Raw genomic sequence first — 20,782 nt, 5'->3', positions numbered from 1 at the left:
AGCATAGCGCGGCCGGCCCGCCTCATCAGGCGCTCAGGTCTCGACCGACACCTTGCCGTCCTTGACGACCTTGGCCCATTTGACGATCTCGCTGTCGATGAACTGCTTGAACTTCTCCGGCGAGCCGCCGCCGTCCTCGGCGCCATAGGTGTCCAGCTTCTCCTGCACATCGGGCATGGCGAGGATGGTGTTGACGTCGCGGTTGATCTTCTGCGCGATCGGCGTCGGCAGCTTGCCGGGGCCGACCAGACCGTACCAGGTGGTCGCCTCGAAGCCGGGGAAGCCCGCTTCCTCCATCGTCGGCACGTTCGGATGGCCCTTGGCGCGCTTGGTGCGCGTCTGCGCGATCGCGACGACGCGGCCGCTCTTCACATGCGGCGTGGCCGCCGTCATGGTCTCGAACACATAGTTGATCTGGCCGCCCATCAGATCGGTCAGCGCCGGCGCGCTGCCCTTGTAGGGCACGTGCAGCGCATCGACCTGGGCCTGCTGCTTGAACATCTCCAGGGCCAGGTGTTGCGCCGAGCCGAGGCCGGCCGAACCGAAGCTGAGCTTGCCCGGCTCGGCCTTGCACTGGGCGATCACCTCCTTGACCGTGCGCGCCGGATTGGCCGGGTTGGTGATCAGCAGATTGGGCGTCACGCCGACCAGCACGATGGGCGTGAAGTCGCGGTCGATGTTGTAGCGCAGCTTGTTGGCCTGCAGGCTGGGCGCCAGCGCATGGCTGTTGATATGGGCCATCAGCAAGGTGCTGCCGTCGCTGGGCTGCTGGGCCGTGTACTCGGCCGCCAGCACGCCGGCGACGCCAGCCTTGGTCTCGACGATCACCTGCTGGCTCCACATCGCCGACAGCTTCTGCGCCAGCACGCGGGCCAGCGCGTCGGTGCCGCCGCCGGGCGGGAAGCCGACGATGATGCGCACCGGCCCGCTCGGCCAGTTCGGCTGGGCGAGCGCGAGGCCCGGCGCGATCGCCAGCACGCCGCCGGCCTGAACAAGGGTGCGTCTTTTCATCGTCGGTCTCCTCGTTGTCCTCATCAGGACTGCTTGCCAAAGAAGTCCATCGCCGCCTGCACGCCGCTGCCGGCCAGCGCGACGCCGGCCAGCTTCAGGCCCATCTCGCAGCCGGCCAGCGTGGCCAGCAGGGTCAGGTCATTGCTGTCGCCCAGATGGCCGATGCGGAACATGCGGCCCTTCAGCTTGCCCAGACCCGTGCCCAGCGACAGGTCGAAGCGCTGGTGGATCAGTTGGCGCAGTGCGTCGGCATCGACACCCGGCGGCGTGATCACGCCGGTCAGCACCGGCGAGTAGACGGCCGGGTCGGCGCACTGGATGGGCAGGCCCCAGGCAGTCACCGCGGCGCGCACGCCGCCGGCCCAGCGCTGGTGGCGGGCGAACACCTGCGGCAGGCCTTCCTCCTTCAGCATGGCCAGCGACTCGTGCAGGCCGTAGAGCAGATTGGTGTTGGGCGTGTAGGGCCAGTAGCCGTCGCGGTTCATCTCGACGATCTCGTCCCAGGCCCAGTAGGAGCGCGGCAGGCCTGCGGTCTTGCTGGCTTCCAGCGCACGCGGCGACAAGGCGTTGAAGCCGATGCCCGGCGGCAGCATCAGGCCCTTCTGCGAGCCGCTGATCGTCACGTCCACGCCCCATTCGTCGTGGCGGTAGTCGGCGCTGGCCAGGCCCGAGATGGTGTCGACCATCAGCAGGGCCGGATGGCCGGCGGCATCGATCGCGCGGCGCACCGCGGCGACGTCGGAGGTGACGCCGGTCGAGGTCTCGTTGTGGACCACACAGACGGCCTTGATCGTCCGCTCGCTGTCGCGGCGCAGGCGCGCCTCGATCATTTCCGCCTGCACGCCGCGCCGCCAACTGGGGGCCTGCGGCAGCACCGCGTCCTCGCCGTCCCAGGCCAGTATCTCGGGCCGCAGGCCCAGCCGGGTCGCCAGCCGCGCCCACAGCGCGGCGAACTGGCCGGTCTCGTACATCAGCACCGTGTCGCCGGGGCTCAAGGTGTTGGCCAGGGCCGCTTCCCAGGCGCCGGTGCCCGAGGACGGGTAGATGACGACCGGCTGCCGGGTCTGGAAGACCTCGCGGATGCCGCTCAGCACCGCCAGGCCCAGGGCGCCGAACTCGGGGCCGCGGTGGTCGATGGTCGGCAGGCTCATCGCGCGCAGGATGCGATCCGGCACCGGGCTGGGGCCGGGGATCTGCAGGAAATGGCGGCCGGTCGGATGGGCGTCGAGCTTCAGCGTCATGGTCGTGCCTTTCTAGGCCTAGTTTTGCATGCAAAACTTGGTGCTGCACCTTGGAATACCCTGAGACTCTCGAAATGAGGCTGGATAAAATGCATGCAAAATGCCGCAAGGGAGTTGCCGACGATGGCCGAAGTGCTCGAGATGTCCCGCCTGGCCCTGCATGACCAGGTCGTCGCGCGCCTGCGCAATCTGCTGGTCGAGGGCCTGATTCCGCCCGGCGCCAAGCTGAACGAGCGCGAGCTCTGCGAGCGCCTGCAGATCTCGCGCACGCCCTTGCGCGAGGCGATCAAGCTGCTGGCGGCCGAGGGCCTGGTCGACCTGCTGCCGAACCGCGGTGCGGTGGCGGTCAAGCTGACCGAGGCCGACGTGATGCACAGCTTCGAGGTGCTGGCGGCGCTGGAGGGCCTGTCCGGCGAACTGGCCGCGCAGCGCATCTCGGACGCCGAGATCGCCGAGCTGCGCGCCCTGCATTACGAGATGCTGGCCTGCCATGCGCGGCGCGATCTCTCGGGCTACTACCGGCTCAATGCGCGCATCCACACGGCGATCAACGAGGCGGCCGGCAATCCGGTGCTGGCGCAGAGCTACCGCGCGATCAATGCGCGCGTGCAGGCGCTGCGCTTTCGCACCAACCAGGACGAGGCCAAATGGTCGCGCGCGCTGGACGAGCACCAGCGCATGATCGAGGCGCTGGCCGCGCGCGATGCGGCGGGCCTGCGCGCGATCCTGGTCGAGCATCTGCTGGCCAAGCGCGACACCGTGCTGGCCTTGCTGCGCGCCGGCGAGATCTATCCGGCCGAGGCGGCACGATGAGCAGCGCCGCCGAGCGCGAGGCGGTCGAGCTGCTGGCGCGCCGGCTGCGCGCCGAGACCGCCGGCGAGGTGCTGTTCGATGCCGCCTCGCGCGGCCGTTATGCCACCGATGCCTCGATCTACCAGATCATGCCGCTGGGCGTCTTCGTGCCCCGCAGCGAAACCGATATCGCCACCGCGATCGCGATCGCGCGCGAGCTGAAACTGCCGGTGCTGCCGCGCGGCGGCGGCACCAGCCAATGCGGGCAGACCACCGGCGCCGCGCTGGTGATCGACAACAGCAAGCATTTCCGCAAGGTCCTGGACATCGACCTCGGGCGGCACACCGCCACCGTCGAGCCGGGCCTCGTGCTCGACCATCTGAATGCCCAGCTGAAGAAGCACGGCCTGTGGTTCCCGGTCGATGTGTCGACCAGCGCGCAGGCGACGCTGGGCGGCATGGCCGGCAACAACAGCTGCGGCTCGCGCTCGATCGCCTACGGCAATATGGTGCACAACGTGATCGGCGCCAGTGCCTGGCTGTCGAACGGCGAAGTGCTGGACTTCGGTCCGGTGGCGGGCCTGAGCGGCCGCGCCGCAGCGATCGCCGCCTTCGTGCAGCGGCTGGCGATCGAGCAGCGCGCCGAGCTGGCCGCGCACTGGCCCAAGGTGATGCGCCGCGTCGGCGGCTACAACCTGGACATCTTCGACTGCCAGAGCGAGCGGCCCTACACGCTGGATGCCAGCGTCAACCTGGCCCAGCTGCTGATCGGCTCCGAGGGCACGCTGGCCTACACGCGCAGCCTGACCTTGCAGCTTTCGGAGCTGCCGCGCCACAAGGTGCTGGGCGTGGTCAATTTCGAAAGCTTCCGTGCGGCAATGGACGCGGCCCAGCACATCGTCGAGCTGGGACCAACGGCGGTCGAGCTGGTCGACCGCACGATGATCGAGCTGGCGCTGGCCAATCCGGCCTTCCGGCCGACGATGGAAACCGCGCTGACGGGCAGGCCCGAGGCCATCCTGCTGGTCGAGTTCAGCGGGGACGACCGGCCGGCCCTGGTGCAGCGGCTGCTGGATCTCGAAGAGTTGATGGGCGACCTGAACCTGCCCGACAGCGTCGTGCAGATGGTCGAGGAGGCGGCGCAGAAAAACCTCTGGGAGGTGCGCAAGGCCGGGCTCAACATCATGATGAGCCTGAAGGGCGACGGCAAGCCGGTCTCCTTCATCGAGGACTGCGCGGTGCCGCTGGAGCATCTGGCCGAGTACACCGACGCGCTGACCGAGGTGTTCTCCCGCCATGGCACGCGCGGCACCTGGTATGCCCATGCCTCGGTCGGCACCCTGCATGTGCGGCCCATCCTCGATATGCGGCGCGACGGGGCCAAGAAGATGCGCGCGATCGCCGAGGAGGCCTCGGCCCTGGTGCGCCGCTACAAGGGCGCCTACAGCGGCGAGCATGGCGACGGTCTGTGCCGCGGCGAGTGGATCGCCTGGCAGTTCGGCCCGCGCATCAACGAGGCCTTCCGCGCGATCAAGCAGGAGTTCGACCCGCTGAATCTGTTCAATCCCGGCAAGATCATCGACCCGCCGAAGATGGACGAGGCGGCCTTGTTCCGCTTCCCGCGCGGCTACCGGACTATAGACATCAAGCCGGTGCTGGACTGGTCGGCCTGGAATGTGCAGAACGACCCGGTCACCGAACGGACCACCGCCCCCGGCAGCGGCGGCGACCCTAGCGGCGGCCTCGCCAAGGCGGTCGAGATGTGCAACAACAACGGGCACTGCCGCAAGTTCGACGCCGGCACCATGTGCCCCAGCTACCGCGTCACCCGCGACGAGCAACACCTGACCCGTGGCCGCGCCAACACGCTGAGGCTGGCGCTGTCGGGCCAGCTGGGCGAGGGCGCCGATGCGGCCGTCGCCGAGGCGCTCGATCTCTGCGTCGGCTGCAAGGGCTGCAAGCGCGAATGCCCGACCGGCGTGGACATGGCGCGCATGAAGATCGAGTTCACCGCCCAGCAGCGCGCGCGTCAGGGCTTCGGTCTGAAGGACCGGCTGATCGGCGCGCTGCCCGACTATGCGCATTGGGGCGCGCGGCTGCCGGCCCTGTTCAATCTGCGCGCGCCCTGGCTGATGGAGAAGCTGCTGGGCCTGTCGGCGCGGCGCTCGCTGCCGCGCTGGCGCGCCGACAGCTTCTGGCGCCGGCCCGAGGCGGCGCAGCTGTTCTCCTCGCTCGACGCCACGCTGGCCGCGGCTCGGGGCTCGCGCAAGGCGGCGGTGCTCTTCGTCGACACCTTCAACGGCGCCTTCGAAAGCGAGAACGCGCTGGCCGCCGCGCGCGTGCTGAAGGCGGCCGGCTACACGCTGCACCAGGTCCGCAAGGACGGCGGCGCCCATCATTGCTGCGGCCGCACCCACCTGGCCGCCGGCCAGGTCGATGCGGCCCGGGCCAAGCTGGCGGCGCTGATCGAGGCGCTGCTGCCGCTGGCGCGGGCCGGCGTCGCCATCGTCGGCCTCGAGCCGTCCTGCCTGCTGACCCTGCGCGACGAGGCGCTGGTGCTGGGCCTGGGCGAGCCGGCCGAGACGGTCGCCACCCAGGCGCTGCTGTTCGAGGAATTCATTGTCCGCGAGGCCCAGGCCGGCCGCTTCGCGCTGGCGCTGCGGCCCGCCGGCAAGCCCATCCTCGTGCACGGCCATTGCCATCAGAAGGCCTTCGGCGCGATGACGCCGGTGCTGGAGGTGCTGAAGCTGATTCCCGGCGCCCGGCCCGAGCTGATCGAGACCTCCTGCTGCGGCATGGCCGGCAGCTTCGGCTACGAGGCGCGCCATTACGAGATCTCGATGCAGATGGCCGAGCTGAGCCTGCTGCCGGCGATACGCGCGCAGCCGGACGCCATCGTCGTCGCCGACGGCAGCAGCTGCCGGCACCAGATCGGCGACGGTGCGCGGCGCGAGGCGATCCATGTGGCGCGCCTGCTGGAACGCTGCCTGGTTCAATAGCCGAACCAGTTGCGCTGCTCCAGCCGCGCGGCGGCGCGCCGCAGCAGCGCCTCGCCATCGGGCGCGCAGCGGAAGGCGGCGAGGAAGTCGTCGATCCGGTAGCCCGGCTGCGCGCGCTGGATCGCCTGCGCCAGCGGCGCGGCCTCGCTCTCGCGCCCGGCCAGCATCAGGCAGTGCAGGGCGACGCAGAGGATGTGCACATGGGCGTTCGGCCGCGCGGCCGCCTTCAGCCCCCAGTCGGCCGCCTCGTCGTGCGCGCCCAGTCGCATCAGCGCGATCGCGCGCGTCGCCAGCATCGCGAACAGCATCGGATCGAAGGGGCTCAGTGCGCGCGAATGATCGGCCTCGACGATGGCGGCGCCCGCATCGCCGGACTGCGCATGAACGAAGGCCAGCGTGTAATGCCCATGGGCGAAGTTCGGGCTCAGCTCGACGCTGCGCTGCAGCGCCTCCAGCGCGGCGGGCAGCCGGCCGGCCAGCCACTGCGAGCGGCCCAGCGCCCAGTGCACGGCCGGATCGCGCTCGTCGGCCAAGAGGCCCTGCGAGGCAATGCGATAGGCGGCCTCGACGGCGGCCTCGCGCGGCGACCAGCCGAGGAAGGCGTCCTGAAAATGGGTGAAGGACAGGCCCGCATAGGGCCGCGCGAAGCCCGGGTCCAGGCGCAGGGCGGTGGCGAAGAAATGGCGCGCCTGCTCGTTGTCCTCGCGGTTGAAACGCATCATGTGCCAGAGCCCGCGGTGATGCGCCTCCCAGGCGTCCAGCGAGCTGGGCGGCTTGAGGATCGCGCGGTTGCGCTCGGCCATCTCGATCTGCTGGGCCAGCGCCGAGACGATGCGGTTGCCGATCTGCTCCAGCAGGCCCAGGGTCTCGTTGCCGCCGCCGCTGAAGACCTCGGCCCAGAGCACGCGCGCGCTGCGCGTCTCGCTGAGCTGCACCGCGACGCTGAGTCGCCCGCCCGCCTCGCGCCGCAGCGAGCCGGCGGCCACATAGTCGACGTCGAGCCGGCGCGCCGCGTCCTCGGCGCCGATATGCCGCTCGTCCAGCGCGAATACGGTGCCCGGCGCGATGACGAAGAGGCTGCGCAGCATTGCCAGCCGGCTGATGATGTCGTGCGCCAGGCCGTCGCCCAAGCCGCCGCGCGCGGCGACCGCGCGGCCGCGGTCGGCAAAAGGCATCACGGCCAGCGAGGCGCGGCGCGTCGGCGCTGCCGTCTCGATGGCGGGCGCGGCATCCACGACGAGGCGCGCCGCCTGCGGCCCCTGGCGCAGGCGCGCGGCGCGCCAGGCATGGCCCAGCGGCGCCCAGTCCTGGCCCTCGGCCTCGTACTGGCGCGCCAGCTGCGCCAGGTGCTCCTCGCCTTCGCGCAGGCGGCCGGCGGCGGCCAGGGTCTCGAACAGGCGCTCGTGCGCGCGGCCGTCGAAGGGCGCCAGCCGCAGCCAGGCCTCGATGCAGGCCAGCGCCTCGTCCGAGCCGGGCGGCAGCGCGCCGGCCAGCCGCTCCAGCAGCGCCGTCTGCGCGGCGCGATGGCGGCGCCGTTCGGCCGTCAGCCAGGCGCTGTAGGCGGCGCTGCGCGGGATCTCCAGTCCGTCCAGGAAGTCGCCGCGGAACAGGGCGCTTAGCTCGCGCAGCGCGGCCAGCTCCAGCCCGGCGACGCCTTGCCGCAGCGCGGCGGCCAGTTGCAGCGCGTCCACCTCGCTGCCCTCCAGGTCGAGCGCGATCGCGTCGCCGCGCGCCAGCACGCGCGTGCGCTCGCCCTCGTCGAGCACGCCGCGCAGCTTGCTCAGGCACCAGCGCAATTCGCCGCGCGGATCGTCGGGCAGGTCCCAGAGCAGATCGCAGAGATGGCTGCGCGTCGGCGCCTGCGGGGCCAGGGCCAGATAGGCGGCCAGCGCGCGCACCTTGCGCGAGGCCGGCAGCGCCAGCGCGACGCCGTCGCGGCGGATCTCCAGCGGGCCCAGCGTGCGGATCTGCAGCCGCGCGGTCATGCGCGGGCCCCGGCGGTGCGTTCCCCACGCTGTTTTCCACGCCGATTCCCACGCCCGCTTCCACGCGCGGCGCCGACATTGGACCCAGGCGATGCGCCGCGGCGCCCGCCCTCCTCAACATCACCCCAGCATGGAAGCCAAGCGATCATGAATGCATTTTCCGATACCGCCGCCGTCAAGGCGGCCGAAAGCAACACCCCCGACCTGGCGGCGATCAAGACGCGCCAGCGCGCCGCCTGGGCCTCGGGCGACTATGCCGTCGTCGGCACCACCCTGCAGATTGTCGGCGAGTCGCTGGCCGAGGCGCTCGATCTGCGCGCCGGCCAGCGCGTGCTGGACGTCGCCGCCGGCAACGGCAATGCCAGCCTGGCGGCTGCGCGGCGCTGGTGCGAGGTCAGCTCGACCGACTATGTGCCGGCGCTGCTGGCCCGCGGCCGCGAGCGCGCCGTGGCCGAGGGCTTCGCGAATATCGAGTTCCTCGAGGCCGACGTCGAGGCGCTGCCCTTCGACGATGCCGGCTTCGACGCGGTGGTCTCGACCTTCGGCTGCATGTTCGCGCCCAACCCGCCGCGCGTCGCCGCCGAGCTGCTGCGCGTCTGCCGGCGCGGCGGCAAGATCGGCCTGGCCAACTGGACGCCGGACGGCTTCGTCGGCCAGCTGTTCAAGACCATAGGCCGCCATGTGCCGCCGCCGGCCGGCCTGCAGTCGCCGGCGCTGTGGGGCACGCGCGAGCGCCTGGCCGAGCTGTTCGGCGCGCAGGCGGCCGAGATCCGCATCGAGCCGCGCCAATTCGTCATGCGCTATCGCTCGCCCGAGCATTGGCTGGAGGTCTTCGGCAACTACTACGGCCCGGTGCTGAAGGCCTTTGCCGCGCTGGACGTGGCCAAGCAGCCGGCCCTGACCGAGGACCTGCTGGCGCTGATCGCGCGCTTCAACCGCGCGGACGACGGCACGATGGTCGCGCCCAGCGACTACCTCGAAGTCGTCATCACCCGTTCCTGAAGCCGTCGCGGAGAAACCCCATGAAAACTGCCCTCTTCATCGCGGCCGCCTGGGCCGCCACCGCCGGCGCGCAAGCCGATGTGGTCACCGACTGGAACATCCGCGCCGGCGAGCTGATCGTCGAGGCCAAGCTCGGCACGCCGCCGGCCAACCGCGCAATGGCGCTGGTGCAGACCGCCGTGCACGAGGCGGTCGTCGCGGCGCCGGCGGGCGGCGTCGATGCCGCCGTCGCGGCGGCCAACCGCGCCATGCTGCTGAAGCTCTTGCCGGCCCAGCAGGCGGCGATCGACAAGGCCTACCAGGCGGCGCTGGACGCGCTGCCCGAAGGCCCCGAGCGCTCGGCCGGCATCGCCGCCGGCGAGCAGGCCGCCGCCGCCGTGCTGACGCGGCGCGCCGGCGATGCGATCGCGGCCGAGCGCTACCGCCCGCATGCGGCGGCCGGCAGATATGTGCCGACCGCCGCCGTGGCCGCGCCGCAATGGCCGCAGCGCAAGCCCTGGGCGATGAGCAGTGCCGCGCAGTTCCGCCCCGGCCCGCCGCCGGCGCTGGACAGCCTGCAATGGACGCGCGACTACGAGGAGGTGCGCCTGTTCGGCGCCAAGGCCAGCGCGCAGCGCAGCGCCGAGCAGACCGAGGTGGCGCGCTTCTGGGAGTACTCGCTGCCGCCGATCTACCACGCGCTGCTGCGCTCGGTGGCGAACGCGCCGGGCCGCAGCGTCGCGCAGAACGCGCGCCTGTTCGCGGCGGCCAGCCAGGCGATGGACGATGCGCTGATCGCCGTCTTCGACGCCAAGTACCACTACAACTTCTGGCGCCCGGTCACCGCCATCCGCAACGGCGATGCCGACGGCAATGCTCAGACGCCGGCCGAGCCGGGCTGGAACTCGCTGCTCGATTCGCCGCTGCATCCGGAATACCCGAGCGCGCATTCGGTGCTGGCCGGCGCGCTGGGCAGCGTGCTGCGCGCCGAGGTGGGGCCGGGGCGGCCGCTGGCGCTCAGCAGCGCCAGCCCCAGCGCCGGCGGCGCGACGCGGCGCTGGGCCGATGTGGAGGACCTGATGCGCGAGGTCGGCGATGCGCGGATCTGGGCCGGCATCCATTTCCGCGGCTCCACCGAGGTGGGGCTGGCGATGGGGCGGCAGATCGGCGCGCTGCTGGCCGAGCGCCATGCGCTGGGCCCGGATGCGCCGCGCCTGCTCGAGCGCCTGGCCGCGCGCGGCGTGCAGATCTATGAATGCCGCGCCGACGCGGCCGCGCCGGGCGGTGCGCAATGGGTGTTCGTCGAGCCGCAGGCCGAGCTGTTCGATGCGGCCGGCACCGTGCAGGGGCGGCATTACGCCGGCCCGCATTGGGAGGCGGCCGACGGCAGCAAGCTCGTCGGCCGGGTCGAGTCGCGCAGCGAGGCGCCGGCGGCCGATGCGATCCCCTGGCTGCGGCTGTCGGCGCGCTCGGTCGGCGCGCCCGGCCGCCTGGCCGGCGTGACCCGCATCGAGCGGGTCAACACGAGCGGCGGCTTGGCACCGCAGCGGCGCTGCGATGCGGCCGGCATCGGCAGCCGGGACCGCGTGCGCTACACGGCCGACTACCTGCTCTACGCCTCCTGAGCCGGCGGCGGTCGCGGTATCCTTGGCGCAATGCCGACCGATGCCGAGCCGCCCCTGCCCCAGAACGCGAGCGATTTCCAGCACAGCGAGCAGCGCTTTCGCCTGCTGGTCGACAGCGTGCAGGACTATGCGATCTTCATGCTCGATCCCGAGGGCCGGGTGCTGAGCTGGAACAGCGGCGCCGAGCGGCTCAAGCAGTACCGGGCCGAGGAGATCATCGGCCGCTCCTTTGCCGAGTTCTACCCGCCCGAGGCGATCGCCGCCGGCTGGCCGCAGGAGGAGTTGCGCCGCGCCGCGCTGCTGGGCCGCTTCGAGGACGAGGGCTGGCGCCTGCGCAAGGACGGCACGCGCTTCTGGGCCAATGTGGTGCTGACGGCGCTGCGCAGCGCCGACGGCAGCCTGCTGGGCTTCGGCAAGGTGACGCGCGACCTGACCGAGCGGCGCCAGCACGAGGAGCTGCTGCGGCGCAGCGAGGAGCAGTTCCGCCTGCTGCTGGCCTCGGTGACCGATTACGCGATCTTCATGCTCGACCCCGAGGGTCATGTGCTGACCTGGAACGCCGGCGCCCAGCGCATCAAGGGTTATGCGGCCGAGGAGGTGCTTGGCCGCAGCTTCGCGATCTTCTTCACGCCGGACGACATCAAGGCCGGCGTGCCGGCGCAGGAGCTGGCTGCGGCGCTGCAGCAAGGCCATTCGCGCCGCGAGGGCTGGCGGGTCAAGAAGGACGGCAGCCGCTTCTGGGCCAATGCGATCCTGACGCCGATCCGCGATGCCGACGGCAGCCTGCGCGGCTTCGCCAAGGTGACGCGCGACCTGACCGAGCAGCGCCGTGCCGAGGACCTGGAGCGCTCGAGCCGGCAGCTGCACGAGTTCATCGCGATGCTGGGCCACGAGCTGCGCAACCCGCTGGCGCCGATCACCAATGCGGTGGGCATCCTGCAGCTGTCCGCCGGCCTGCCGCCGGCGGCCGCGCGCGCCGGCGAGATCATCGGCCGCCAGCTGGGCCAGCTGACACGCCTGGTCGACGATCTGCTCGAGGTCGGCCGCCTGGTCACCGGCAAGATCGCCTTGCGGGTCGGCCCGATCGACTACCGCGAGGTCGTGCAGCTGAGCGTCGAGGCGGCGCGGCCGCTGATCGAGCAACGCCGCCACCAGCTGAACCTGCTGCTGCCGCAGGAGCCGCTGCCGGTGTTCGGCGACGCGACGCGGCTGTCGCAGGCGCTGCAGAACCTGCTGCTCAACGCGGCCCGCTACACGCCGGAGGGCGGGCGCATCGAACTGCGCGTCGGCGCCGACGAAGGCCAGGTGCAGGTGGTCGTCAACGACAACGGCGTCGGCATCGCGCCCGAGGCGCAGCAGCGCATCTTCGAGCTCTTCCTGCAGGAGCAGGAGGGCCGGCCGGCGGCCCAGGGCGGCCTGGGCATCGGCCTGACGCTGGCGCGCCGGCTGATCGAGCTGCACGGCGGCAGCCTCTCGGTCCACAGCGAGGGGACGGGCCAGGGCAGCAGCTTCACGATCCGCATCCCGCGCCGCGCCGCCGGCGCCGCCGATGGCGCCGGCGCCGAGGCGAGCGGCGAGGGCGCGCAGCGGACGCTGCGGGTGCTGGTGGTCGACGACAACCGCGACTCGGCCGACACCGTCGTCGAGCTGCTGGGCCTGCTGGGCCATCACGCCCGGGCCGCCTATGGCGCGCTCGCGGCGCTGGCCGCCGCCATCGAGCAGAAGCCGCAGCTGGTGCTGCTCGACCTGGACATGCCCGACGGCGACGGCTTCACGGTGATGCGGCAGATCCGCAGCGAGGCCGACGGGCCGATTTACATCGCCGCGATGACCGGCCACGGCCAGCGCAGCGATGTGCAGCGCAGCCTGGCGGCCGGCTTCGACGCGCACCTGACCAAGCCGGGCAGCCTCGATCAGATCCGTGCGCTGCTGGCCGGTGCGGAGCGGCTGGCCGCCGATTGAGGCGGGCCAGGGCCGAGCCGGCGCTCGGCCGACGCTCAGCCGGCGCGCCGCAGCGTCAGGTTGAAGCGCTCGCCCCAGCCGGCGCCGGGCTCGGGCGGCGCCAGCGGCGCGATGCCGTGAAAGCGCAGCCGCGCCGGCCCGCCCCAGACCACCACATCGCCATGGACGAGCGGCAGGCGCTGCGGCCGCTCGGTGCGCGTCAGGCCGCCGAACAGGAAGACCGCCGGCAGGCCCAGCGAGACCGAAACGATAGGGTGGCCGTGCTCGCGTTCGTCGCGGTCCTGGTGCAGGCTCAGCCGCGTGCCCGGCTCGTAGCGGTTGATCAGGCAGGCATCGGGCATGAAGCCGGCAAAGCCGGCCGCGGCGGCCGCCTCCTGCGCCAGCGCGGCGAAGGCCGGCGGCATGGCCGGCCAGGGCCGGCCGCTGTCCGGATCGCTGGTCTGATAGCGGTAGCCGCGCCGGTCGCTGACCCAGCCGAGCGCGCCGCAGTTGCTCATTGCCACCTGCATCGTCAAGCCGCCCGGCGTCACCATATGACGCAGCGGCGCCTGCTCGCACAGCGCCGCGATCTGCGCCAGCAGCGCCGGTGCCTGCGCCAGCGCGAAGCCGCGCAGCAGCCAGGCACCCGGGGCCAGCGCGAGCCGCGGCTCCTCGTCGAACAGCGGGCGGGTGCTCATGCGGCGTCGTGGAAGATCAGGCCCAGGGTATGGCGGCGGCCGGCGCGCAGGCGGCTGACGCCATGGCGCATCGCGACGCGGTAGATGCCACGCGTGCCGCTGACCGGCCGCTGGTTGACGGCGAAGACCAGCGCATCACCCTGGCGCAGCGGCGCGACCTCGGCGCGCGACTGCATGCGCGGGCGCTGCTCGGTCAGCACGAACTCGCCGCCCTCGAAATCGCGGCCCGGCTCGGACAGCAGCACGGCGATCTGCAGCGGAAAGACCTGCTCGCCATACAGGTCCTGGTGCAGGCAGTTGTAGTCGCCGGCGCCGTATTGCAGGAGCAGCGGCGTCGGCCGGGTCTGGCCGGCCGCATGGCAGCGCCGCAGGAACTCGGCATGCTCGGCCGGGAAGCGCGTTGCCAAGCCCAGCGCCGCATGCCAGCGGTTGGCGATCGGCACCAGCGCTGCGTACAGCGCCGCGCGCAGCTCGGCAATGCGCGGCGGCAGCGGGTAGGCGAAATAGCGGTACTCGCCGCGCCCATAGCCATGGCGTTCCATCACGACCCGGCTGCGGAACAGCGCCGCCTCTTCGTCCGGCTGCGCATACAGCGCGGCGATCGCGCGGCATTCGTCGGCGGCCAGGAGCCCAGGCAGCAGCGCGCTGCCCTGCGCGTCGAGCGCCGCCTCGATCTCGTCCCAGGCCATCAAGCCTGCGCCTCCAGCTCCAGCAGGCGCTGCTTGCGCGCCAGGCCCCAGCGGTAGCCGGACGGCGCGCCGTCCTGCCGCACGACGCGGTGGCAGGGAATCGCGACGGCCAGGGTGTTGGCCGCGCAGGCGCCCGCCACCGCGCGCACCGCGGCGGGGGCGCCGATGCGCGCGGCGATCTCGGCGTAGCTGGCGGTGGCGCCGGCCGGGATCTCGCGCAAGGCCTGCCAGACACGCTGCTGGAAGGCGGTGCCGCGGATGTCCAGCGGCAGCGCCAGGCCATGGCCCGGTGCCTGGACCGCGCCGACGACCAGGGCCACCTCGCGTTCGAAGTCCGCATCGCCGCCGATCAGCCGCGCCTTCGGGAAGCGGTCCTGCAGCTCGCGCAGCAGCGCCTCGGCATCGTCGCCCAGCGAGATCGCGCAGATGCCGCGCGCACTGCGCGCCACCAGGATGGCGCCGAGCGCGCATCGGCCCAGCGCGAAGCGGATCTCGGCATCGACGCCGCCGGCGCGGTACTGGCGGGGCGTCATGCCCAGCAGGGCATCGGACTCGGCATAGAAGCGGCTGTTGGCCTGGTAGCCGGCGCCGTAGATCGCCTCGGTGACCGTGCCCGCCTCGGCCAGCTGCGCGCGCAGGCGCTCGGCGCGGCGCGCGGCCGCGTAGTCGCGCGGGCTAAGGCCGGTGCGCGCCTTGAAGACGCGTTGCAGATGATGCGGGCTCAGGCCCGCCTCGGTGGCCAGCTCGGCGAGGCTGGGCGCCTGTTCGGCCGCATCGATCAGCCGGCACAGCCGGTCGACCAGGCGCTGCTGGCGTTCCGGCAGCGGCGGCTGATCGGGCTTGCAGCGCTTGCAGGGCCGGAAGCCGGCGGCCTCCGCCTCGGCCGCGCTTGCGTGGAAGCCGATGTTCTCGGGCCGCGCTGCGCGCGCGCCGCAGGACGGCCGGCAGTAGACGCCGGTGGTCCTGACCGAATAGAAGAATTGCCCGTCGGCCGCGGCGTCGCGCGCCCGCACGGCCGCCAGTCTCTGCTTGTCCGTCTTCATCTGCCTGTCCTTTCCGACATCATCAGCGATGAAGGCAATTTACGCAGCGCGGGGACGGCCTACACCCCGCGGCTTGCGATTGAATTCGATCCGGCGCGGGCCAGGTACTGGTGAATCAGCGCGACCGCGGCCGCGCCCTCGCCGATCGCGCCGCCGACGCGCTTGACCGAGCCGGCGCGCACATCGCCGACGGCGAAGACGCCTGGCACGCTGGTTTCCAGCGCGGCCGGGCGGTAGCCGTCCGGCGTCGCCGCCTCGGCGCCGGTCAGCACAAAGCCGTGGGCGTCCAGCGCGACGCCGCAATCGGTCAGCCAGCCGGTTTCGGGGTCGGCACCGACGAAGAGGAATAGATGGCGGATCGGCTCCTCGTCCTCGATGCCGGTCTTCACGCAGCGCCAGCGCGCGCGGGCCAGGCCGTCCTGCGCATCGCCATCCAGCGCGACCAGCTCGGTGTGCAGGCGCAGCGCGATATTGGGCGTGGCGGCGATGCGATCGATCAGATAGCGCGACATGCTGGCCGCCAGGCCGGCGCCGCGGATCAGCATATGGACCTTGGCCGCATGCTGGGACAGGTAGACGGCCGCCTGGCCGGCCGAATTGCCGCCGCCGACCAGCACGACCTCGGCGCCGCTGCACAGCCGCGCCTCCAGCGCCGAGGCCCAGAAGGACACGCCGCGGCCCTCGAACTCGGCCAGGCGCGGCACGGCCGGGCGGCGGTAGCGCGCGCCGCTGGCGATGATCAGGCTGCGCGCGCGCAGGATCCGGCCGTCGGCCAGCTCGAGCCGCAGCTCGCCGTCGGGGCCGGCCCGGCTGCAGTCCAGCGCCAGCGCCTCGGCAGGAATCATCAGCTCGGCGCCGAACTTCTGTGCCTGCACATAGGCGCGGCCCGCCAGCGCCATGCCCGAGATGCCGGTCGGGAAGCCCAGGTAGTTCTCGATGCGCGCGCTGGCGCCGGCCTGGCCGCCGAAATGGCGGCAGTCCAGCACGACGACCTGCAGCCCCTCGGAGGCCGCGTAGACGGCCGCCGCCAGGCCGGCCGGACCGGCGCCGACGATCAGCAGATCGAACAGCTCCTCGCGCTCGCGCAGATCGAGCATGCCGATGCAGCGCGCCAGCAGCGTCTCGCTGGGGTTCAGCAGCACGGCGCCATCGGCGCAGACGACCAGCGGCTCATCCGGCGCCGCGCCATGCTGCAGCAGCAGCGCGGCCGCGTCGGCGTCCTGGTTGGCGTTGACCAGATGGTGGGGCTGGCCGTTGCGGCGCAGAAAGCCCTGCAGACGCAGCATGTCCTGCGAATGCGGGCAGCCGATCAACACCGGGCCGGCCGCGCCGATCTCGATCAGCGAGACGCGGCGCAGGATCAGCGCCCGGGTGATGCGCTCGCCCAGATCGGCCTCGGCAATGATCAGCGCGCGCAGCTGCTCGGGCGGGATCAACAGGCATTCGGTGTTCTCCAGCGCATGGCCGTCGACCAGGGCCGGCCGGCCCGAGAGCTGGCCGACCTCGGCCATGAACTCGCCGGGCCCCTGCTCGACGATGGGCACGATATGGCCGAGGCCGTCGCGCTGGGTGATCGCGACCCGGCCGCTGAGGATGACGAACATGCCGGGCCCCGGCTCGCCGGCGGCGAACAGCCGCGTGCCTTGGGCGAAGCCGCAGGGGCTGCCGAAGCGGCGGATGCGGGCGATCTCGGCCGCGCTGAGCAGCGGAAACATCTGGTGCCGGCGGCTGGCGAGCGGATCCTCGGGCGACGGGGTCATCGAGCGGCTCCTTGACGATGCACAGCCCGGATCTTGCCCGCTGCGCCGGCCTTGTCCAAGCCTGGCGGCAGCGCCGGCGCGGGCTCAGCGCTTGAGCTTGGCGCCGGTCAGTTGCGCGATCGCCGCCAGCGTGGTCTGCGCCGCGTTCAGACCGAGCAGGAAATCCTTGTCCGAGTAGGAGGAGAACAGATCGGTCGGCTGGTGCCAGTGCGGGTTCCAGCCGGCGCCGATCTGCTGGCCGCGCTCGTTCTCGCGCAGCGAGATCGCCGGCACATGGTCCATGAAGGGCGTCGAGTCGGTATTGGTCATGTGGAAACCGACGGCGGCCGGGTAGTCGCTCGCGTACCTGTCGTTGGCCGCGCGGAAGAACCAGGCCAGCTTGGCCGCGCCCTCGGCGAACTTGGCGGTAGCCTGGTATTCGATATTGACGTCGGCCTCGGCGCGCTGCTCCTTGGGTGCCACATAGACCGGCTGGCCCTTGGCGTCCAGCACCGGACGGCCGGCGGCGTCCAGCTTGGGCACCGGCATGCCATGGTCGAACATCATCATGTCGTGCTGGATCATGCCCAGCCATTTCGGCTCCGGATATTGGCCCGAGCCCTTCGGCGACTCGATGCCCTGCAGGCCCTTGCGCTGCTCGACATAGGCATACGCGCCGTTCAGGCCGGTCTCCTCGTTGTTCCAGAGCACGAAGCGGATCGAGCGCTCGGTCTCGACGCCGGGCTGGCTGAGGATGCGCGCCAGCTCCATCACCAGGGCCGTGCCCGAGCCGTTGTCATTGGCCGCCTCGCCCCAGCCGATGCCGTCCATATGCGCGCCGACTATGTACATCTCGTCCGGCCGGGTCTTGCCGATCTTGGTGCACCAGACGTTCTCGCGCAGCGAGGTGCCGGGCGGCGTCGGCTCGGCATTCAGCGCGCGCAGGCGCTCGTCGGGCTGGGCCATCGGATCGGTATTGACCCCGGTCGGCGCGCGCTTGCCGAACAGGGTGCTGCCGCCCTGGCCGGCCGGGCCGCCGGCGCGCGGCGGCTGCGGCGCGGGCGGGTTGCGCTTGGCCGGCTCGGTGAACTGGTATTGCAGGCGCTCGGTGTTGGTGCAGCCATAGGACTTCAGCTGCGCCTCGATCCAGTCCAGCGCGCGGCGGTTGCGCTCGGTGCCCTGGCGGCGGTCGCCGAACTGGGTCAGGCCCTTGATCGTGGCCTTGTACTTCTCCAGCTCCAGCTGACCGACCAGGGCGGCGACCGGGTCCGGCTCGGCGCCGGACGGGGCCTGCTGGGCCAGCGCGGGGCCGCTGGCGACGGCCAGCAGCAGGGCCCAGCGGGCGGTGGAGAAGTTGAGGCGGGCGGAGGGCTGGCTCATGGCGCGTTCGCAAGGGTTCTCGATGGCGCCAGAGCATAAGAGAAAACGAAAACGCCACCCGCAGGTGGCGTTCGGTCAGCGAGCGCCGCCTGCGGCTCAGCCCGCCTTGATGCGCTGCGCCAGATGCGCCAGCGCCTCCTCGACCTGGTCGACCAGCACCAGACAGAGATCGCCCGGCTGCAGCCTGTCCAGCGCCGTGTCGATGGCGACGAACTCGCCGCGGATCTCGTCGATCTTCCGGGTACGGGTCGCGCCCTCGAGACCTTCGCGCAAGAGGGCCAGCACCTCGCCGTCCTCGCGGCCGCGCTGGCAGGCGTCCTGGAACAGCAGCACCTCGTCAAAGGCCTTGCCGAGGATCTGTGTCTGCACGCGGATGTCCTCGTCGCGGCGATCGCCGGCGCCGCTGATGACGACCGAGCGGGTCTTGGCCGGCAGCGCCTCGACGGCGGCGACCAGCGCATGCATGGCGTCGCCGTTGTGGCCGTAGTCGGCGATCACGGTCGCGCCACGGAAGTCCATCACATTGAAGCGGCCCGGCGCATTGTCGGCATCGTTGGCGAAGCTGGCCACGCCGCGGCGGATGGTGTCCCAGTCCAGGCCGACGCCCCAGGCGGCGGCCACCGAGGCCATCGCGTTCTCGACCTGGAAGCCGATCGCGCCATTGCGGGTGATCGGGATGTCGCGCAGGGCGATCTGCTCGCGCCAGCTGCCCTGGGCCGCGACCAGCATGTCGCCGTCCACATAGACGCAGCGCTTGCCCTGGGCGCGGTGCGCGGCCATCAGCGGATGGTGGCGGTCGGCGGCGAAGAAGATCACCTGGCCGGGGCAGGTCGAGGCCATATTGGCGACGACCGGGTCGGCCGCGTTCAGCACCGCATAGCCGGTCGGCGCGACGTTCTGAACGATCACGCGCTTGACCAGGGCCAGCTCCTCGACCGTGTTGAGGAAGTTCATGCCCAGATGGTCGCCGGCACCGAGATTGGTGACGACGGCGACCTGGCAGCGGTCGAAACCGATGCCCTCGCGCAGCACGCCGCCGCGCGCGGTCTCGAACACGGCCGCCTCGACGTCCGGATGCATCAGCACATTGCGCGCGCTCTTCGGCCCCGAGCAGTCGCCGCTGTCGGTCTGGCGGCCGTCGATGTAGACGCCGTCGGTATTGGTCATGCCGACCTTCAGGCCCAGGGTCGCGAACAGATGCGCGATCAGCCGCGTCGTTGTCGTCTTGCCATTGGTGCCGGTGACGGCGACGACCGGGATGCGGCCGTCCTCGCTCTTCTGGCCATGGCCGTACAGGTGGGAAATGATGGCCTCGCCGACATTGCGGCCCTTGCCGTAGCTGGGGCTCAGGTGCATGCGCAGGCCCGGCGCGGCATTGACCTCGACGATGCCGCCGCTCTGCTCCTCCAGCGGGCGCAGCACGCTCTCGGCGACCACGTCGACGCCGCAGACATGCAGGCCGACGACCTGGGCCGCGGCGATCGCGCGCGCCGCCACTTCGGGGTGCACGTCGTCGGTGACGTCGGTGGCGGTGCCGCCGGTCGACAGATTGGCGTTGTTGCGCAGGATCACGCGGCGGCCCTTCTCGGGCACCGACTCGGGCGTCAGGCCCTGCAGCTCCAGGCGCGCGACGGCGATGTCGTCGAAGCGGATCTTGGTCAGCGAGGTCGCATGGCCGTCGCCGCGCCGAGGGTCGCTGTTGACCTTGTCGACCAGCTGCTTGACGGTCAGCTCGCCGTCGCCGATCACATGCGGCGGATCGCGGCGCGCGGCGGCCACCAGCTTGTCGCCGACGACCAGCAGGCGGTAGTCGCTGCCGGGCAGGAATTTCTCGACCATCACCTGGCCGATCTCGTCGGCCGCCTTGTAGGCGACCTCCATATGCTCGCGCGTCACCACATTGACGGTGACGCCCTTGCCCTGGTTGCCGTCCTGGGGCTTGACGACGACCGGCAGGCCGACCTCCAGCGCCGCGGCCCAGGCATCGTCGGGCGAGTCGACCGGGCGGCCGATCGGCACCGGCACGCCGGCCGATTGCAAGAGGCGCTTGGAGAGATCCTTGTCCTGGGCGATCGATTCGCTGACGGCGCTGGTCGCGTCGACCTCGGCGGCCCAGATGCGGCGCTGCTTGGCGCCCCAGCCGAACTGCACCAGGCTGCCCTGGGTCAGGCGGCGGAAGGGCACCCCGCGGGCGACGGCGGCATCGACGATGGAGCCGGTCGAGGGGCCCAGTCGCACGTCCTCGTCCATCTCGCGCAGCTTGGCCAGCGTCGCGTCGGCATCGAAGCTGCCGCCGTGCAGGGCCGCCTCGATCAGCTTGCCGGCCTCCTCGAAGGCGGCGCGGCCGACGTCTTCCTCGCTATATTCGACGACCACCTGGAAGGTGCCGGCCTCGTTGGTCACATGGGTCTGGCTGAAGGTCACCGGGCAGCCGGCCTGGGCCTGCAGGGCCAGCGCGGCCTGCTCCAGCACGCGGGCCAGCGAGGCGTCCGGGCGCAGCGCGCCGACGGCCGGGAACAGCTCGCGCAGCCGGGTCTCGAAGCCGGGCAGGCGGGACAGCGAGAGCTCGGTCTCGCTGCAGTGGACGACGGCCTCGATCGCCGTGTGGCGGCTCCACATATTGGGGCCGCGCAGCGCGCGGGTGCGAGAGACTTCCAT

14 protein-coding genes are annotated in these 20,782 nt (G+C 71.7%); 5 read left to right on the top strand and 9 right to left on the bottom strand.

The window, feature by feature from the left end:
• Positions 1-33 precede the first annotated feature (33 nt).
• Both QWJ38_RS13350 and QWJ38_RS13345 read right to left on the bottom strand, forming a co-directional pair.
• Positions 34-1,011, bottom strand: a complete 978-nt coding sequence (locus tag QWJ38_RS13350; protein WP_290359573.1) for a Bug family tripartite tricarboxylate transporter substrate binding protein — start codon at positions 1,009-1,011, stop codon at positions 34-36.
• Positions 1,012-1,034: 23 nt separating this feature from the next.
• A complete protein-coding gene (locus tag QWJ38_RS13345) occupies positions 1,035-2,252 on the bottom strand; it encodes a pyridoxal-phosphate-dependent aminotransferase family protein (RefSeq protein WP_290359572.1) in 1,218 nt (405 codons plus the stop codon).
• Positions 2,253-2,375: 123 nt separating this feature from the next.
• Between QWJ38_RS13345 and QWJ38_RS13340 the strand changes: the two genes are divergently transcribed.
• Both QWJ38_RS13340 and QWJ38_RS13335 read left to right on the top strand, forming a co-directional pair.
• On the top strand, positions 2,376-3,065 hold the full coding sequence (locus QWJ38_RS13340; protein ID WP_290359571.1) for a GntR family transcriptional regulator: 690 nt from the start codon (positions 2,376-2,378) through the stop codon (positions 3,063-3,065).
• Positions 3,062-6,043, top strand: coding sequence for an FAD-binding and (Fe-S)-binding domain-containing protein (locus QWJ38_RS13335; protein ID WP_290359570.1), 2,982 nt, complete (start codon positions 3,062-3,064; stop codon positions 6,041-6,043). The genes QWJ38_RS13340 and QWJ38_RS13335 overlap by 4 nt, the downstream gene beginning before the upstream one ends.
• Here the strand turns inward: QWJ38_RS13335 and QWJ38_RS13330 are convergent.
• Positions 6,037-8,028 carry a transcriptional regulator gene (locus QWJ38_RS13330; protein WP_290359569.1) on the bottom strand — a complete coding sequence of 664 codons (1,992 nt, stop codon included), beginning with the start codon at positions 8,026-8,028 and terminating at the stop codon, positions 6,037-6,039. The genes QWJ38_RS13335 and QWJ38_RS13330 overlap by 7 nt on opposite strands.
• A 147-nt stretch (positions 8,029-8,175) precedes the next feature.
• Here QWJ38_RS13330 and QWJ38_RS13325 point away from each other — a divergent pair, with 147 nt between their 5' ends.
• The 3 genes from QWJ38_RS13325 to QWJ38_RS13315 are packed head-to-tail and all read left to right on the top strand — an operon-like array spanning position 8,176 to position 12,596.
• The gene (locus tag QWJ38_RS13325; protein WP_290359568.1) at positions 8,176-9,030 is read left to right on the top strand and encodes a class I SAM-dependent methyltransferase; all 855 of its coding nucleotides are present in this window, start codon (positions 8,176-8,178) and stop codon (positions 9,028-9,030) included.
• A 20-nt stretch (positions 9,031-9,050) separates the two neighbouring features.
• Positions 9,051-10,634: a DUF3455 domain-containing protein gene (locus QWJ38_RS13320; RefSeq protein ID WP_290359567.1), complete on the top strand. Its 1,584-nt coding sequence runs from the start codon at positions 9,051-9,053 to the stop codon at positions 10,632-10,634.
• A 30-nt stretch (positions 10,635-10,664) separates the two neighbouring features.
• Positions 10,665-12,596, top strand: a complete 1,932-nt coding sequence (locus QWJ38_RS13315) for a PAS domain-containing hybrid sensor histidine kinase/response regulator (RefSeq protein ID WP_290359566.1) — start codon at positions 10,665-10,667, stop codon at positions 12,594-12,596.
• A 35-nt stretch (positions 12,597-12,631) separates the two neighbouring features.
• On the opposite strand, the gene alkB is transcribed toward QWJ38_RS13315, so the two are convergent.
• The 6 genes from alkB to cphA all read right to left on the bottom strand — a co-directional run bounded on the left by alkB (position 12,632) and on the right by cphA (position 20,782).
• Positions 12,632-13,273, bottom strand: a complete 642-nt coding sequence (gene alkB / locus QWJ38_RS13310) for a DNA oxidative demethylase AlkB (protein ID WP_290359565.1) — start codon at positions 13,271-13,273, stop codon at positions 12,632-12,634.
• A complete protein-coding gene (locus QWJ38_RS13305) occupies positions 13,270-13,962 on the bottom strand; it encodes a 2OG-Fe(II) oxygenase (RefSeq protein ID WP_290359804.1) in 693 nt (230 codons plus the stop codon). Before QWJ38_RS13305 ends, alkB begins: the two co-directional genes overlap by 4 nt.
• The gene (gene ada, locus QWJ38_RS13300; protein WP_290359564.1) at positions 13,962-15,005 is read right to left on the bottom strand and encodes a bifunctional DNA-binding transcriptional regulator/O6-methylguanine-DNA methyltransferase Ada; all 1,044 of its coding nucleotides are present in this window, start codon (positions 15,003-15,005) and stop codon (positions 13,962-13,964) included. The genes QWJ38_RS13305 and ada overlap by 1 nt, the downstream gene beginning before the upstream one ends.
• Positions 15,006-15,064: 59 nt before the next feature.
• Positions 15,065-16,765, bottom strand: a complete 1,701-nt coding sequence (locus tag QWJ38_RS13295) for an FAD-dependent oxidoreductase (protein WP_290359563.1) — start codon at positions 16,763-16,765, stop codon at positions 15,065-15,067.
• A gap of 84 nt (positions 16,766-16,849) precedes the next feature.
• A complete protein-coding gene (locus tag QWJ38_RS13290) occupies positions 16,850-18,124 on the bottom strand; it encodes a M28 family metallopeptidase (protein WP_290359562.1) in 1,275 nt (424 codons plus the stop codon).
• A gap of 96 nt (positions 18,125-18,220) precedes the next feature.
• Positions 18,221-20,782, bottom strand: a complete 2,562-nt coding sequence (cphA, locus tag QWJ38_RS13285) for a cyanophycin synthetase (protein ID WP_290359561.1) — start codon at positions 20,780-20,782, stop codon at positions 18,221-18,223.

The sequence above is a fragment of the Roseateles violae genome (assembly GCF_030410485.1).
GTDB lineage: Bacteria > Pseudomonadota > Gammaproteobacteria > Burkholderiales > Burkholderiaceae_C > Roseateles_D > Roseateles_D violae.
Note: the sequence above shows the minus strand (reverse complement) of the source record. Positions and strands in the feature narration are given on the sequence as shown.

Coding starts and splice junctions, on each gene's coding strand:
- QWJ38_RS13350 (WP_290359573.1), bottom strand. CDS start 1,011: ATGAAAAGACGCACCCTTGTTCAGGCCGGCGGCGTGCTGGCGATCGCG.
- QWJ38_RS13345 (WP_290359572.1), bottom strand. CDS start 2,252: ATGACGCTGAAGCTCGACGCCCATCCGACCGGCCGCCATTTCCTGCAG.
- QWJ38_RS13340 (WP_290359571.1), top strand. CDS start 2,376: ATGGCCGAAGTGCTCGAGATGTCCCGCCTGGCCCTGCATGACCAGGTC.
- QWJ38_RS13335 (WP_290359570.1), top strand. CDS start 3,062: ATGAGCAGCGCCGCCGAGCGCGAGGCGGTCGAGCTGCTGGCGCGCCGG.
- QWJ38_RS13330 (WP_290359569.1), bottom strand. CDS start 8,028: ATGACCGCGCGGCTGCAGATCCGCACGCTGGGCCCGCTGGAGATCCGC.
- QWJ38_RS13325 (WP_290359568.1), top strand. CDS start 8,176: ATGAATGCATTTTCCGATACCGCCGCCGTCAAGGCGGCCGAAAGCAAC.
- QWJ38_RS13320 (WP_290359567.1), top strand. CDS start 9,051: ATGAAAACTGCCCTCTTCATCGCGGCCGCCTGGGCCGCCACCGCCGGC.
- QWJ38_RS13315 (WP_290359566.1), top strand. CDS start 10,665: ATGCCGACCGATGCCGAGCCGCCCCTGCCCCAGAACGCGAGCGATTTC.
- alkB (WP_290359565.1), bottom strand. CDS start 13,273: ATGAGCACCCGCCCGCTGTTCGACGAGGAGCCGCGGCTCGCGCTGGCC.
- QWJ38_RS13305 (WP_290359804.1), bottom strand. CDS start 13,962: ATGGCCTGGGACGAGATCGAGGCGGCGCTCGACGCGCAGGGCAGCGCG.
- ada (WP_290359564.1), bottom strand. CDS start 15,005: ATGAAGACGGACAAGCAGAGACTGGCGGCCGTGCGGGCGCGCGACGCC.
- QWJ38_RS13295 (WP_290359563.1), bottom strand. CDS start 16,765: ATGACCCCGTCGCCCGAGGATCCGCTCGCCAGCCGCCGGCACCAGATG.
- QWJ38_RS13290 (WP_290359562.1), bottom strand. CDS start 18,124: ATGAGCCAGCCCTCCGCCCGCCTCAACTTCTCCACCGCCCGCTGGGCC.
- cphA (WP_290359561.1), bottom strand. CDS start 20,782: ATGGAAGTCTCTCGCACCCGCGCGCTGCGCGGCCCCAATATGTGGAGC.